The organism is Pseudomonas sp. RIT778 (assembly GCF_019718735.1).
GTDB lineage: Bacteria > Pseudomonadota > Gammaproteobacteria > Pseudomonadales > Pseudomonadaceae > Aquipseudomonas > Aquipseudomonas aphyarum.
On sequence record NZ_JAIHBA010000001.1, the window covers coordinates 198,510 to 213,786 of the forward strand.

Consider the following 15,277-nt stretch of genomic DNA (forward strand, 5'->3'; position numbering starts at 1 on the left):
ATGCGGCAGATTCGCAATTCAGCGAAGCGTTACAGACGACCCAGATCGTTGACCAGAGCAAGCAACATCACCCCGACCACCAAACTGATACCGATCTGTATCCCCCAACCTTGCACCCGATCCGACAAGGGACGACCACGCGCCCACTCGATCAGATAAAACAACAAATGCCCCCCATCCAGTACAGGAATGGGCAGCAAATTCAGAACCCCCAGGCTAATACTCAGATAAGCAAGGAAATTCAGGAAATCAGCGACGCCCGACTGGGCAGAAGCGCCCGCCACTTTAGCAATGGTTATCGGTCCACTCAAGTTTTTTACCGAGAGCTCGCCGAAGAGCATTTTCTTCAGTGAATCCAGCGTCAGGACGCTCATGGTCCAGGTGCGACGGGCACCCTCGCCAATTGCCGCCAAAGGCCCGTAACTGACCTCGCGGATCATTTCCGGCGGCCAGTCGACAGCCTTAACACCCGCCCCCAGGTAACCGCTTGGAGACTTTTTATCGCCACGCGCGGCCAGTGTCACAGGGACGTCGATTTGAACACCGTCGCGCTCGACGCGCAGCACGATTTTGGTATCAGGACGCGTACGAACGGTGTCGACTACTTGCTGCCAGTCATCCAGCGCCTTGCCATCCAGCGTCAGCAGACGATCGCCGGTTTTCAGCCCGGCTGCCTGGGCCGGACCTTTCGGGTCGAGTTCGGCCAGCACCGGCGGCAATGCCGGGCGCCAAGGGCGAATGCCGAGAGAGCGAATCGGATCCGGCTCGTCAGCCCCCTTGAGCCATTTATCGAGTGCCAGTTCACGAGGCGTATCCGCCGTAGAGCCCTGCTCGCGCACCAGTACCTGCAAGGAACCGCTTTCCCCGAGACGTCGCACCAGTTGCAGGTTGACCGCAGCCCAGCCCGAGGTCGGCTCACCATCGATCGCGACGATCTCCTGGCCGGCGCTCAGTCCGGCCGTTGCGGCGATGCTGCCGGACTCCACCGAACCGATGACCGGGCGAATCTGCTCGCTGCCGAGCATGGCCAGCACCCAGAAGAACACCAGCGCGAGCAGAAAGTTGGCCACAGGGCCGGCCGCTACAATGGCGATACGCTGACGAACAGACTTGCGATTGAATGACTGATGGAGCTGATCGGCCGGTACTTCGCCTTCGCGCTCATCGAGCATCTTGACGTAACCACCCAGCGGAATGGCCGCGACCACGAACTCGGTACCCTGCTTGTCATGCCAGCGCAGCAGCGGCATGCCGAAGCCCACGGAGAAACGCAGAACCTTGACGCCACAGCGACGCGCGACCCAGAAATGGCCGAATTCGTGAAAGGTGACCAGCACACCCAGAGCGATCAGGGTGCCGGCAATCATATAGAGCGCGCTCATCTACTTTCTCCGCAATCCTGTCCAGTGCCGCGTGAAGCCATGTGTTGCAAGACCTATCGGCCGTGACGACTCAACCACTGTCCGGCCAATGTCCGGGCAGTCGCGTCAGCGGTGAACACCGCATCGAGATTGTCCAGGGCCACCACAGGCTCGAGGTTCAAGACTTCCTCGATGATACTCGCGATTTCCAGGTAGCGAACCCGTCCGTCGAGAAACGCGGCAACCGCCACTTCATTCGCCGCATTGAGCATGGCCGGGGCGCTGTTTCCCGCCTCGGCAGCTTGCCGCGCCAGACGCAGACACGGAAAGCGCTCTTCGTCGGGGGCTTCGAAATCCAGGCGCGCAACAGCGAACAGATCCAGCGGCGCCACGCCCGAATCGATGCGCTCAGGCCAGGCCAGAGCATTGGCAATCGGCGTACGCATGTCGGGATTGCCCAACTGCGCCAGCACCGAGCCGTCCACATAATCGACCAGCGAATGAATCACGCTTTGTGGATGGATCACCACTTCGACTTGCGAAGGCTTGGCATCGAACAACCAGCAGGCCTCGATCAACTCGAGCCCCTTGTTCATCATGCTGGCCGAATCGACCGAGATCTTGCGGCCCATCGACCAGTTCGGGTGTGCACACGCCTGGTCAGGTGAAACATGCGCCAGTTCGGCCATCGGCGTCTGCCGGAAAGGGCCGCCAGAGGCTGTCAGCAAAATCCGGCGGACCCCAACCTTGCTCAACCCGCGAGCAAAGTCCTGCGGCATGCACTGGAAAATCGCGTTGTGCTCACTGTCGATCGGCAGCAGGACCGAACCGCTCTTGCGCACGGCCTGCATGAACAAGGCGCCGGACATGACCAGCGCTTCCTTGTTGGCCAGAAGAATCTTCTTGCCCGCCTCGACAGCCGCGAGGGTCGGACGCAGACCGGCGGCGCCGACGATGGCGGCCATGACAGCATCCACCTCGGGCGCAGCAGCGACCTGACACAAGCCTTCCTCGCCGACCAGCACCTGCGTCGACAGGCCTGCCGCACGCAAATCGTCCTGCAGATTGCGGGCAGCGCCGGCTTCCGGCACCACTGCATATTTCGGGAGATGGCGAACACACAGGGCAAACAGTTCGCTCAGACGGGTAAAACCGCTCAGGGCGAAAGCCTGATAACGCTCCGGATGCCGGGCGATGACATCCAGGGTGCTCAGACCGATCGAACCGGTCGCGCCCAGGACGGTAATCTGCTGCGGGCGACTCACGACGCCGCCATCCACAGCAGCACCGCGAACACCGGGATCGCCGCCGTCAGGCTGTCGATACGATCCAGCACGCCACCGTGGCCGGGCAGCAGATTACTGCTGTCCTTGATGCCGGACTGACGCTTGAACATGCTTTCGGTCAGATCGCCCACCACCGAGATGAAGACAATCACCGCCGCACCGATCAACCCCTTGAACAGTTGCGCCACCGTCCAGTCACGGAACAGCGCGACCAGGGTGGTGATGACCAGGCTCAGCGCCAGACCGCCATACACGCCTTCCCAGCTTTTACCGGGACTGACTTGCGGCGCCAGCTTGCGCTTGCCGAACGCGCGACCGGAGAAATACGCCCCGATATCAGCACCCCAGACCAGCACCATCACGGCCATGATCAGCCAGTTGCCGAGCGGGTATTGCTTGATCTGCACCAGCCCTTGCCAGGCGGGCAACAGAATCAGCAAACCGATCACCAGCTTGCTGGCGGCACTGGACCAACGCTCGCTGGAACGCGGGTACGTCAACACCAGCCACGTCGCCAGTGCCCACCAGATCACCGAAGCGCCCAGCACCCAAGGCGCCAGCCCCGGCAGGATGTACATGACGAACAGCATCAGCGCGACCACTGCCGCGTAGCCGACACGAAATGCCTGCGCGGTGAAGCCAGCCAGACGCGCCCATTCCCAGGCCCCCAGACTCACGACCAGCCCGATGAACAGGGCAAAACCTGAGCCTTCGAGCAGGAAAAAACCGCCCAGGGCGATCGGCAGCAGAATCAGTGCAGTGATGATGCGTTGTTTAAGCATTAAACCCGGGCTCCAGCTTCAACCTGCTCACTCGTTTTACCGAAGCGACGCTGGCGCAAAGCGAAATCGGCCAGCGCATTGCGCATGGCTTCGTGTTTGAAGTCCGGCCAGAACAGGTCGGAGAAGTACAACTCGGCGTAAGCCAGCTGCCACAAGAGGAAATTGCTGATGCGGTGCTCGCCACCGGTGCGGATGCACAAGTCGGGCAACGGCAGATCACCGGTGACCAGACAGGTCTGCAGCAGATCCGGCGTGATGTCTTCCGGCCGCAGATGACCGGCCTGAACTTCACGCGCCAGACGCTGCGCCGCTTGCGCAATATCCCACTGACCGCCGTAGTTGGCGGCGATCTGCAGGATGAAACGGTTGGCACCGGCAGTCATCGCTTCCGCTTCACGCATGGCCGCCTGAAGCTCAGGATGAAACCGCGTACGGTCACCAATGATGCGCAGACTGATGTTGTTGTCGTTCAGGCGCTTGGCCTCGCGACGCAACGCCTTGAAGAACAGATCCATCAAGGCGCTGACCTCATCGGCCGGGCGCTGCCAGTTTTCACTGGAAAAAGCGAACAGGGTGAGCACCTCGACCTTGGCCTCGGCACACACCTCAATCACCGCCCGTACAGCATCCACGCCCGCTTTATGCCCGGCGACACCCGGCATGAAGCGTTTTTTCGCCCAGCGATTATTGCCATCCATGATGATCGCGACATGGCGCGGCACCGCGGACGGCGCAGTCTGCTTGGTCTTGTCCATTTAAAACTCGACCCTTATACGGCCATCAGGTCTTTTTCTTTCTCGTCCGTGGCCTTGGTGATCTGGGCCTCGGATTCTTTGGTCAGCTTATCGATATCAGCGATGGCACGACGCTCTTCGTCTTCGCTGATTTCCTTGTCCTTGACCAGTTTCTTCAGCTCGCCCAAGGCATCACGACGAATATTGCGCACGGCAACACGCGCGTCTTCAGCAGCGCTACGCGCCTGCTTGGTGAAGCCTTTACGCGTTTCCTCGGTGAGGGCCGGCATAGGGATCAACAGCAACTCACCCAGGTTGGTCGGGTTGAGGTTCAGACCGGCGCTCTGGATTGCCTTGTCGACGGCAGCGAGCATGTTGCGCTCGAACGCCACGACCTGCAGGGTGCGCGAGTCTTTCACGGTGACGTTGGCAACGCCGCTCAGCGGGGTGTCGGTGCCGTAGTAAGGCACCATGACACTGCCGAGGATGCTCGGGTGAGCCTTGCCGGTACGAATCTGGCCGAACGCGTGGTTCAGAGACTCCAGGGATTTCTGCATACGCGCTTGGGCGTCTTTCTTGATTTCGTTGATCATTGTTGGCCTTCCTCGATCAAAGTCCCTTCTGCGCCGCCGTGCACAATGTTCAGCAGGGCACCGGGCTTGTTCATGTTAAATACGCGCAGCGGCATCTTGTGATCGCGGCACAGGCAGATAGCCGTCAGATCCATTACACCCAGCTTGCGATCCAGTACTTCATCGTATGTCAGATGATCGAACTTCTCGGCATGCGGGTCTTTGAACGGGTCAGCGGTGTAGACGCCATCGACCTTGGTCGCCTTGAGCACGACATCAGCGTCGATTTCAATGGCGCGCAGGCAGGCTGCCGAATCCGTGGTAAAGAACGGATTGCCGGTACCGGCCGCGAAGATCACCACGTCCTTGGAGTTCAGGTGGCGCATGGCCTTGCGACGGTCATAGTGATCGGTCACACCGACCATGGAGATGGCCGACATCACGATGGCCGAGATATTGGCACGTTCCAGCGCGTCGCGCATGGCCAGGGCGTTCATCACAGTGGCCAGCATGCCCATGTGGTCGCCCGTGACCCGATCCATACCGGCCTTGCTCAGCGCTTCACCGCGGAACAGGTTGCCACCACCGATCACCAGACCGACCTGGACGCCGATGCCGACCAACTGGCCGACTTCCAGCGCCATGCGATCCAGCACCTTCGGATCGATCCCGAACTCTTCCGAGCCCATCAGGGCCTCGCCGCTAAGCTTGAGTAGAATGCGTTTATAGCGAGCCTGATAACCACTGCCCTGCTGAGCCATTGCGAATCTCTCCTGCGGCGTATTTTAAAAATTCTTTGCGAGCTGTTTACAGCTGGCGTTCACTCTAGCTTGGCGCTGCTTCAGCGCCATCGGAACATGGCTTTGTAAGTCAGTTCCAAGGGGAAACCAATTAAAAATTGGTAACCCTATCTGAAAAGAGGCTGCGCGCGTGAGCGGGCAGCCTCTTTCGGGCGACAGTTGAAAAACCGTCTTATTGCTTGGCGGCAGCCAGCTGGGCAGCAACTTCTTCAGCGAAGTTGTCGACCGGCTTCTCGATGCCTTCGCCTACTTTGAAGTAAGTGAAGGAAACGATTTCAGCGCCGCCTTTCTTGGCCAGCTCGCCAACCTTGATTTCAGGGTTCTTGACGAACGCCTGCTCAACCAGGCTTGCTTCTGCCAGGAACTTGCTGATACGGCCTTTGACCATGTTCTCAACAATGTTTTCTGGCTTGCCTTTGATTTTTTCTTCGTTCAGCTGCAGGAACACAGCCTTTTCACGCTCGATCGCTTCGTCGGAGACTTGCGAAGGCAGCAGGAACTCAGGGTTGCTTGCAGCAACGTGCATTGCGATGTCTTTGGCCAGCTCGACGTCGCCGCCTTTCAGGACAACAGCAACACCGATCTTGTTGCCGTGCAGGTAGGTGCCGACTACGTCGCCTTCTACGCGCACCAGGCGACGGATGTTGACGTTCTCGCCCACTTTGGCAACCAGTGCTTCGCGAGCGGCTTCTTGAGCAGCGATCAGCGGAGCTGCGTCGGTCAGCTTGTCAGCGAATGCTTTGTCAACGCTGGCAGCAACGAAGTTTTTGAAGTCGTCCTGCAGAGCCAGGAAGTCGGTCTGCGAGTTGACTTCGATCAGAACGGCAGCCTTGCCGTCGTCCTTGATGGCGATAGCGCCTTCAGCGGCAACGTTGCCAGCTTTCTTGGCAGCCTTGATCGCGCCCGAAGCACGCATGTCATCAATGGCTTTTTCGATGTCGCCGCCAGCCTTTTCCAGGGCTTTCTTGCAATCCATCATGCCTTCGCCGGTACGCTCGCGCAGTTCTTTGACCAACGCTGCAGTAATTGCTGCCATTTTCAAATTCCTCTTGGATAGGTTTTCAACCATTCCACCCGATCGAACGGGCGTTCAATTCTTCCCGAGCCACCTTGTAGCCGCTGCACGTTACAGATGCTGTAGCTGCGCTGCCGACAAATGGTTTTCGAGGTGGCAAAAAGGGGGCCAAGCCCCCTTTTTGCTTACTGAGTCAACGCCAGGGCGTCAATTACTCAGCTGCAGCCTGAGTTTCTTCAGCTGCGAATTCTACAGTACCGCCAGCAACGTTGTTGCGACCGCGGATGACTGCGTCAGCCATCGAACCCATGTACAGCTGGATAGCGCGGATTGCGTCATCGTTGCCTGGGATGATGTAGTCAACGCCTTCCGGGCTGCTGTTGGTATCGACAACGCCGATGACCGGGATGCCCAGCTTGTTGGCTTCGGTGATCGCGATGCGCTCGTGGTCAACGTCGATCACGAACAGTGCGTCTGGCAGACCGCCCATGTCCTTGATGCCGCCCAGGGAGCGATCCAGCTTCTCAAGATCGCGAGTGCGCATCAGCGCTTCTTTCTTGGTCAGCTTGGCGAAAGTACCGTCTTCGGCTTGTACTTCAAGGTCACGCAGACGCTTGATGGAAGCACGAATGGTCTTGAAGTTGGTCAGCATGCCGCCCAACCAGCGGTGATCGACGTACGGCGAACCGCAACGTGCTGCTTCTTCAGCAACGATCTTGCCAGCGGAACGCTTGGTGCCGACGAACAGAATCTTGTTTTTGCCCTGGGCCAGACGCTCTACGAAAGTCAGAGCTTCGTTGAACATTGGCAGGGTTTTTTCAAGGTTGATGATGTGAATCTTGTTACGCGCGCCGAAAATGTATTTACCCATTTTCGGATTCCAGTAACGGGTTTGGTGACCGAAGTGCACACCGGCCTTCAGCATATCGCGCATGTTGACTTGGGACATGATAGTTCCTTGATAAGTCGGGTTGGGCCTCCACGCATCCCAATGACCAACCATTGATCCGAGGATCAAAGGCACCCAGGCCATCGTGTCGACACGTGTGTGGGTTAATGCTCTCGGGGCTATCCCCGGAAAGCGGCGCATTTTATACCACAGGGACGACGCAAACGGAACCCGGAATCTGCAATCGCGTCAGGGACATGCGCGCCAGCCCCTTGGAATCGGGACAATGCACCGCATTGTATAGAGAGAAGCGATGCACGCAGGCGCGGATTTGCGCCTTTGGTCTGTTAGAATCGCGTTTTTCGGGGCCGCCATATCAACAGCCGCGCCCCTGTTCGTATCAGCAAGCGCCGCCGAGCGCAGAGAGAGCCTGTATGACCGTCACCCTCAAAACCCCCGAGGACATCGCTGGCATGCGTGTCGCCGGCAAACTGGCCGCCGATGTGCTGGAAATGATTGCCGAGCACGTCAAGCCGGGCGTGACCACCGATGAGCTGAACCAGATCTGCCACGACTATATCGTCAACGTGCAGCAGGCCATCCCTGCCCCGCTCAACTACAAGGGCTACCCGAAGTCGATCTGCACCTCGATCAACCACGTGGTCTGCCACGGTATCCCGAACGACAAGCCGCTGAAAAACGGCGACACCCTGAACATCGACGTCACCGTGATCAAGGACGGTTACCACGGCGACACCAGCCGCATGTTCCACGTCGGTACCGTGCCGGTCTGGGCCGAGCGCCTGTCGCAGGTCACCCAGGAATGCATGTACAAGGCGATCGAAATCGTCAAACCCGGCTGCCGCCTCGGCGACATCGGCGAAATCATCCAGAAGCACGCTGAAAAGAACGGCTTCTCGGTGGTGCGCGAGTTCTGCGGTCACGGCATCGGCAAAGTGTTCCACGAAGAGCCGCAGATCCTGCACTACGGCCGCGCCGGCACCGGCATGGAACTGAAGGCCGGCATGACCTTCACCATCGAGCCGATGATCAACCAGGGCAAGGCCGACACCAAAGTACTGGGCGACGGCTGGACCGCGATCACTAAGGATCGCAAGCTGTCGGCACAGTGGGAACACACTTTGCTTGTCACAGACACCGGCTACGAGATTTTCACCCTGCGCAGCGACGACACCATCCCGCGCATCTCGGCCTGATCCAGACACCGTTCCCAGCCTATAGAAGGAAAGCCAATCGATGCCGCAGGTGGATCCCGAACTCTTCGACCGCGGTCAGTTCCAGGCTGAACTGGCCCTGAAAGCGAGTCCCATCGCGGCGTTCAAGAAGGCGATCCGCCAGGCCCGCGAGGTGCTCGATGCACGTTTTCGGGCCGGTCGCGACATCCGGCGACTGATCGAAGACCGGGCATGGTTCGTCGACAACATCCTGCAAAAAGCCTGGGACCAGTTCGACTGGAGCGAAGACGCCGACATCGCGCTGGTCGCGGTCGGCGGCTACGGTCGCGGCGAATTGCACCCCTATTCCGACATCGACCTTCTGATCCTGCTGGACAGCGCCGACCACGAAATTTTCCGCGATTCCATCGAGCGTTTTCTGACGCTGCTGTGGGACATCGGCCTGGAAGTCGGTCAGAGCGTTCGCTCCGTCGACGAATGCGCCGAAGAGGCCCGCGCCGACCTGACGGTGGTCACCAACCTGATGGAAAGCCGCACCATCTGCGGCCCCGAGCGCCTGCGCCAGCGCATGCTCGACGTCACCAGCACCGCACACATGTGGCCGAGCAAGGATTTCTTCCTGGCCAAGCGCGCCGAGCAGAAGGCCCGCCACCACAAGTACAACGACACCGAATACAACCTGGAACCCAACGTCAAAGGCTCGCCGGGCGGACTACGGGATATTCAGACGATTCTGTGGGTGGCCCGTCGTCAGTACGGCACCCTGAACCTGCGCGCCCTGGCCGGCGAAGGATTCCTGGTCGAGAGCGAAAACGCCCTGCTGGCCTCCTCCCAGGAATTCCTCTGGAAGGTGCGTTACGCCCTGCACATGCTGGCCGGTCGCTCCGAAGACCGCTTGCTGTTCGATCACCAGCGCACCATTGCCGGGCTGCTGGGTTTTGAAGGCGACGACGCCAAACAGGCTGTCGAAAACTTCATGCAGCAGTATTTCCGGGTGGTGATGAGCATCGCCCAGCTCAGCGACCTGATCATCCAGCACTTCGAGGAAGTCATCCTCGCGCCGGAAGACGAAGCGCCGCCGCAGCCGATCAACTCGCGTTTCCAACTGCACGACGGTTACATCGAGGCACGCAACGACAACGTATTCCGCCGCACGCCGTTCGCCATGCTCGAGATCTTCGTGCTGATGGCCCAGCAGCCGGAAATCAAAGGTGTGCGTGCCGACACCATTCGTCTGCTGCGGGAAAACCGTCACCTGATCGACGACAACTTCCGCAACGACATCCGCAATACCAGCCTGTTCATCGAACTGTTCAAGTGCAAGATCGGCATCCACCGCAACCTGCGGCGGATGAACCGCTACGGCATTCTCGGGCGCTACCTGCCGGAGTTCGGCTTTATCGTCGGGCAGATGCAGCACGACCTGTTCCACATCTATACGGTCGATGCGCACACGCTGAATCTGATCAAACACCTGCGCAAGTTGCAGTACACCCAGGTGTCGGAGAAATTCCCGCTGGCCGCCAAGCTCATGGCCAAACTGCCCAAGCCTGAACTCATCTATATGGCGGGCCTGTATCACGACATCGGCAAGGGCCGGCATGGCGATCACTCGGAGATCGGCGCGGTCGATGCCGAGGCGTTCTGCCAGCGTCACCAACTGCCGGTGTGGGACAGCCGCCTGATCGTGTGGCTGGTGCAGAACCACCTGGCGATGTCGACCACTGCCCAACGCAAGGACCTGTCCGACCCGCAGGTGATTCATGACTTTGCGCTGGCGGTCGGTGACGAAACCCGTCTCGACTACCTGTACGTGCTGACCGTGGCCGACATCAACGCGACCAACCCGACCTTGTGGAACTCGTGGCGCGCCAGCCTGTTGCGCCAGCTCTACACCGAGACCAAGCGCGCCCTGCGCCGTGGCCTGGAGAATCCGGTGGATCGCGAAGAGCAGATCCGCCAGACCCAGAGTGCGGCGCTGGACATCCTGGTACGCGGCGGCACCGATCCGGATGACGTCGAGCAATTGTGGGCGCAACTGGGCGACGACTACTTCCTGCGCCACACCGCCGGCGACGTGGCCTGGCACACCGACGCGATCCTCCAGCAACCGGCCGACGGCGGTCCGCTGGTGCTGATCAAGGAAACCACCCAGCGCGAATTCGAGGGCGGCACGCAGATCTTCATCTACGCGCCGGACCAGCACGACTTCTTCGCCGTGACCGTGGCCGCGATGGACCAGCTCAACCTGAACATTCACGACGCCCGGGTCATCACGTCCAGCAGCCAGTTCACCCTCGACACCTACATCGTGCTCGACACCGATGGCGACTCGATTGGCGACAACCCGGTCCGGGTCAAGCAGATTCGCGACGGCCTGACCGAAGCGCTGCGCAACCCGGCCGACTACCCGACGATCATCCAGCGTCGGGTGCCGCGCCAGCTCAAGCATTTCGCGTTCGCCCCGCAGGTGACGATCCACAACGACGCCCAGCGCCCGGTAACGGTGCTGGAGCTCACGGCACCGGATCGCCCGGGCCTGCTGGCACGGGTCGGCGGGATTTTCCTCGAGTTCGATCTGTCGCTGCAGAACGCCAAGATCGCCACCCTGGGCGAGCGGGTGGAAGACGTGTTCTTCATCACCGACGCCCACAATCAACCGCTGTCCGACCCGCTGCTGTGCAGCCGTTTGCAGGATGCCATCGTCGAACAGCTGAGCGTCAATCAGGAACCCGATATCAAACTGTCGCGCATCAGCATTTGATTGCGCGCCCGGATTCAACCGCTTTGCACGAGATCCCGCACCGATGAACAACGCTCTGTCCCAGCTTCAGCCCTACCCGTTCGAAAAGCTCCGCGCCCTGCTCGGCAGCGTCACGCCAAACCCGGACAAGCGCCCGATCGCGCTGTCCATCGGCGAACCGAAGCATCGCTCGCCGAGTTTTGTCGCCGAGGCTTTGGCGAACAATCTGGATCAGATGGCGGTGTACCCGACCACCCTCGGCATTCCGGCCCTGCGCGAAGCCATCGCCGCCTGGTGCGAGCGTCGCTTCAGCGTGCCGGGCGGCTGGATCGACCCGGCGCGCAACGTGCTGCCGGTCAACGGCACCCGTGAAGCGCTGTTCGCCTTCACCCAGACCGTGGTCAACCGTGGCGATGACGCGCTGGTCGTCAGCCCGAACCCGTTCTATCAGATCTACGAAGGCGCAGCGTTCCTCGCCGGCGCCAAGCCGCACTACCTGCCATGCCTGGACGAGAACGGCTTCAACCCGGATTTCGACGCCGTTTCGCCGGACATCTGGAAACGCTGCCAGATCCTGTTCCTGTGCTCGCCGGGCAACCCGACCGGCGCGCTGATTCCGGTCGACGTGCTGAAAAAGCTGATCGCCCTGGCCGACGAATACGACTTCGTGATCGCCGCCGACGAGTGCTACAGCGAGCTGTACTTCGACGAACAGACTCCGCCGCCGGGCCTGCTCAGCGCCTGCGCCGAACTGGGTCGCAAGGACTTCAAGCGCTGCGTGGTGTTCCACAGCCTGTCCAAGCGCTCGAACCTGCCGGGCCTGCGCTCCGGTTTCGTTGCCGGCGACGCCGACATCCTCAAGGGCTTCCTGCTGTACCGCACCTACCACGGCTGCGCGATGCCGGTTCAGACCCAACTGGCCAGCGTCGCCGCGTGGAATGACGAAGTGCACGTACGCGCCAACCGTGCGCTGTATCGCGAGAAGTTCGATGCCGTGCTGGCGATCCTCAGCCCGGTGATGGACGTGCAGCGTCCGGATGGCAGCTTCTACCTGTGGCCGAATGTGCAAGGCGACGATGCCGCGTTCTGCCGGGGTCTGTTTGCCGAAGAACACGTGACCGTGGTGCCGGGTTCGTACCTGTCCCGTGACGTCGATGGCGTCAATCCGGGCGCCGGGCGCGTGCGCATGGCGCTGGTTGCGCCGCTGGCGGAATGCGTCGAGGCTGCCGAGCGTATCCGCGATTTCGTTTTGCGCCACAAGTAATGCCTGAACGCCCGTGCCGGGCAATCCGGCACGGGCGATCAAATATCACGTAACAGTTCCCCTCCTTTTCTACCCAGCTCCCCTGCGCGCCAGACGTTAGTCTTGAGCGGCGCCGTTCGCTGCGCATCACTAAAAACCGACCTTTGACTTCATGGAAGAAGTGAAAAATGACAGAACTGCTCGATTGCCAACTCAATCAATGGCCCGACGATCAGGCGGCGTATATAGCCGCCATCAACGAAAATCCGGCCAATGCCGGCACCGCGACCGGCACTCGCCGCAAGCGCTCCGTCGTCAACTACTCAAAACTGTGGGCCAATGGCCGCACACTGAAGATCGCCTTTCTGGATGCGCCCGATACCGATCACAAAAAGAAGATCATCGACGCCGCCAGCCAGTGGTTGCCGTACATCAACCTCACGTTTGAATTCGTCGATGACCTGCTGGGCGACATCCGCATCGCCACTAAAAACAACGACAACAGTTCGATGCTCGGCACCGATGCGCTGCTGATTCATCCGGACTATCCGACCATGAACCTGGGCGTAAAGCCGGATCACCAGGACTTCGAAGTGATCGTGATGCACGAGTTCGGGCATGCACTGGGCGCGCTGCATGAACATCAGCACCCACAGGCAAAGATTCCGTGGGATAAACCCAAGGTGTATGAGTTCTACAAAAATCGCGAGATGAACCCGCTGACCGAGGAGCAGGTCGACAGAAACCTGTTCGCCTCCTTCGACACGCTGGACGCGATCTACACCGCCTACGATCGCAGGTCGATCATGCACCACCCCGTGGCCAACACTTTGACGGTGGGCAACTGGGAAGTGCCGATCAACCGCACGATCAGCAAGAAAGACAAACGCCTGATGAGATTGCTCTACCCCGGTTAACGCTTTGCCTATTTGACCTGCCCCAGGTTGGCCTCACTCAAGTCGAGCTCGCCCAAAACTTCCCTCAGCACGTCATCACCGATCTGGTGCTGACGGCTGAGGCTGTACAACTCGAGGCGTTGCGCGCGCAGTGCCTTGAGCCGCAGACGGCGCTCCAGCAGATCCATCTGGAACGCCAGCGCCTGGGCTTCGGCCGAATCGTTGAAGACCTCAAGCTGATGACGATATTCAGACATGATCCGCGCCTTGAGCTCCGCTGCCAGTGCGGCTTGCGCGGCGTCCTGCGGGTTGACCTCTTCGGTTTCCAGCGCATGAATCGCTGCTTCCGCGGTCTTGCGCCAGGCGTCGCGCACTTCCTGCCGGCGTTTGTCGTCCGGGCTCTTTTCGATGCCGCGCAACAACAAAGGCAGCGCAATACAGGCCGCCACCAGCGACAACAGGATCACCCCGGCAGCGATGAAGATCAGCAGATCGCGCTCGGGGAACGCCTCGCTGCCCATCAGCATCGGCACCGACATCACGCCTGCCAGGGTCACCGCACCGCGTACGCCACCGACGGTCAGCAGCCAGCAGGAACGGGCGGTCGGCACTTGTGTCAGATCACCTTTGCCACGCAGACGGCGCAGCAGCACCGAAAGACGCCAGATGCTCTGCACCCAGATGAAACGCAACAGCACCAGCGCCAGAAAAATCGCCACCACGTCGAGGCAGCGATAGAACAGAGTCGGCCATAACGAGGTCTCGTGGCTGACCACCGCTTTAATGATGTCCGGCAGTTGCAGGCCCAGCAGCAGGAAGATCAAGCCATTGAAGGCGAACTCCAGCAACGACCACACACTGCGGTTGAGCAAACGGGTGCTGGTCTGGCGCGGCAGCAGGTCGAGCCAGCTCTGCATCATCCCCGCTGCCACTGCCGAAAGAATGCCCGACGCGCCGAGCCGTTCGGCCAGCACGTAAGCGGCAAACGGCAGCAACAACATGAACACCACGTGGGTCGCCGGATCGTCCCAGCCCCGGGCAATCATCCAGGCGCGTAACCGGCCGACCAGCCAGCTCAGCGCCACACCCACCGCCAGCCCGCCGACCGCCACCAGCACGAATGTCAGGCTGGCATTGGCCAGTGAAAATGCACCGGTGATCGCCGCGACCAGCGCGAACTTGAACGTCACCAGGCCTGACGCATCGTTCATCAACGCCTCGCCCTGCAACATATGCATCAGCGGCGTCGGCAAACGGTTTTGCGCGATGGCCGAAACCGCCACGGCGTCGGTCGGCGACAGCACCGCCGCCAGCGCAAAGGCCACCGGCAATGGAATTGTCGGCAGCAGCCAATGAATGAAGTAACCGGCACCGACCACGGTAAACAGCACCAACCCGACCGCGAGCGTCAGCACCGGCCCGCGCAGGCGCCACAATTCGCGCTTGGGCATGCGCCAGCCATCGGAAAACAGCAGCGGCGGCAGGAACAGAAACAGGAACAGTTCGGGATCGAGGGCCACGTGCAGGCCGAGGGTCGGCCAGGCCAGCAAGGCGCCAGCGGCGATCTGTACCAGCGGCAATGGCAGCGGAATCACCCGTCCCACCAGGCGCGAGACACTGACCAGCATCAGCAGGATCAGGACGGTATAAGCAGTTTGCATAAAGCGGAAATCCCGGACAATCGACAGCGTTGAACTGCCATATTAGCCGCTTAGGCTGTGGCTGACCGTTGCACCTATGTCGCAGGCGCCCACAGCAAT

Annotated in this window: 13 protein-coding genes; 4 read left to right on the forward strand and 9 right to left on the reverse strand. The window is 60.4% G+C overall.

The annotated features are described in order from the left end of the window. Window positions 1-29 precede the first annotated feature (29 nt). The 8 genes from rseP to rpsB all read right to left on the reverse strand — a co-directional run bounded on the left by rseP (window position 30) and on the right by rpsB (window position 7,499). Window positions 30-1,382, reverse strand: a complete 1,353-nt coding sequence (gene rseP / locus K5E37_RS00990) for a sigma E protease regulator RseP (protein ID WP_007954785.1) — start codon at window positions 1,380-1,382, stop codon at window positions 30-32. Window positions 1,383-1,435: 53 nt separating this feature from the next. Beyond that, window positions 1,436-2,626, reverse strand: a complete 1,191-nt coding sequence (ispC, locus tag K5E37_RS00995) for a 1-deoxy-D-xylulose-5-phosphate reductoisomerase (protein WP_221532914.1) — start codon at window positions 2,624-2,626, stop codon at window positions 1,436-1,438. Next, window positions 2,623-3,429: a phosphatidate cytidylyltransferase gene (locus K5E37_RS01000; RefSeq protein ID WP_007954781.1), complete on the reverse strand. Its 807-nt coding sequence runs from the start codon at window positions 3,427-3,429 to the stop codon at window positions 2,623-2,625. Before K5E37_RS01000 ends, ispC begins: the two co-directional genes overlap by 4 nt. Further along, the gene (uppS, locus tag K5E37_RS01005; protein WP_007954779.1) at window positions 3,429-4,184 is read right to left on the reverse strand and encodes a polyprenyl diphosphate synthase; all 756 of its coding nucleotides are present in this window, start codon (window positions 4,182-4,184) and stop codon (window positions 3,429-3,431) included. The genes K5E37_RS01000 and uppS overlap by 1 nt, the downstream gene beginning before the upstream one ends. 14 nt (window positions 4,185-4,198) lie before the next feature. Continuing rightward, the gene (frr, locus tag K5E37_RS01010) at window positions 4,199-4,756 is read right to left on the reverse strand and encodes a ribosome recycling factor (protein ID WP_007954771.1); all 558 of its coding nucleotides are present in this window, start codon (window positions 4,754-4,756) and stop codon (window positions 4,199-4,201) included. Next, window positions 4,753-5,496 carry a UMP kinase gene (pyrH, locus tag K5E37_RS01015; RefSeq protein ID WP_003222124.1) on the reverse strand — a complete coding sequence of 248 codons (744 nt, stop codon included), beginning with the start codon at window positions 5,494-5,496 and terminating at the stop codon, window positions 4,753-4,755. Before pyrH ends, frr begins: the two co-directional genes overlap by 4 nt. A gap of 211 nt (window positions 5,497-5,707) precedes the next feature. Next, a complete protein-coding gene (gene tsf / locus K5E37_RS01020; protein ID WP_011332682.1) occupies window positions 5,708-6,571 on the reverse strand; it encodes a translation elongation factor Ts in 864 nt (287 codons plus the stop codon). Between the two features lie 190 nt (window positions 6,572-6,761). Then, window positions 6,762-7,499 carry a 30S ribosomal protein S2 gene (gene rpsB / locus K5E37_RS01025; protein WP_008052780.1) on the reverse strand — a complete coding sequence of 246 codons (738 nt, stop codon included), beginning with the start codon at window positions 7,497-7,499 and terminating at the stop codon, window positions 6,762-6,764. 374 nt (window positions 7,500-7,873) lie between these two features. Between rpsB and map the strand changes: the two genes are divergently transcribed. The 4 genes from map (at window position 7,874) to K5E37_RS01045 (ending at window position 13,538) form a co-directional block, all read left to right on the forward strand. Beyond that, window positions 7,874-8,656, forward strand: a complete 783-nt coding sequence (gene map, locus K5E37_RS01030) for a type I methionyl aminopeptidase (protein ID WP_039769663.1) — start codon at window positions 7,874-7,876, stop codon at window positions 8,654-8,656. A 40-nt stretch (window positions 8,657-8,696) separates the two neighbouring features. Next, complete coding sequence (locus K5E37_RS01035; RefSeq protein WP_221532915.1) at window positions 8,697-11,399, forward strand: [protein-PII] uridylyltransferase; 2,703 nt, start codon at window positions 8,697-8,699, stop codon at window positions 11,397-11,399. A 43-nt stretch (window positions 11,400-11,442) separates the two neighbouring features. Then, complete coding sequence (gene dapC, locus K5E37_RS01040; RefSeq protein ID WP_221532916.1) at window positions 11,443-12,642, forward strand: succinyldiaminopimelate transaminase; 1,200 nt, start codon at window positions 11,443-11,445, stop codon at window positions 12,640-12,642. Between the two features lie 167 nt (window positions 12,643-12,809). After that, window positions 12,810-13,538, forward strand: a complete 729-nt coding sequence (locus K5E37_RS01045; RefSeq protein ID WP_221532917.1) for a M12 family metallopeptidase — start codon at window positions 12,810-12,812, stop codon at window positions 13,536-13,538. Between the two features lie 8 nt (window positions 13,539-13,546). On the opposite strand, the gene K5E37_RS01050 is transcribed toward K5E37_RS01045, so the two are convergent. After that, entirely contained in the window at window positions 13,547-15,178 is a 1,632-nt protein-coding gene (locus K5E37_RS01050; RefSeq protein WP_007954765.1) for a Na+/H+ antiporter, read from the reverse strand. Window positions 15,179-15,277 lie beyond the last annotated feature (99 nt).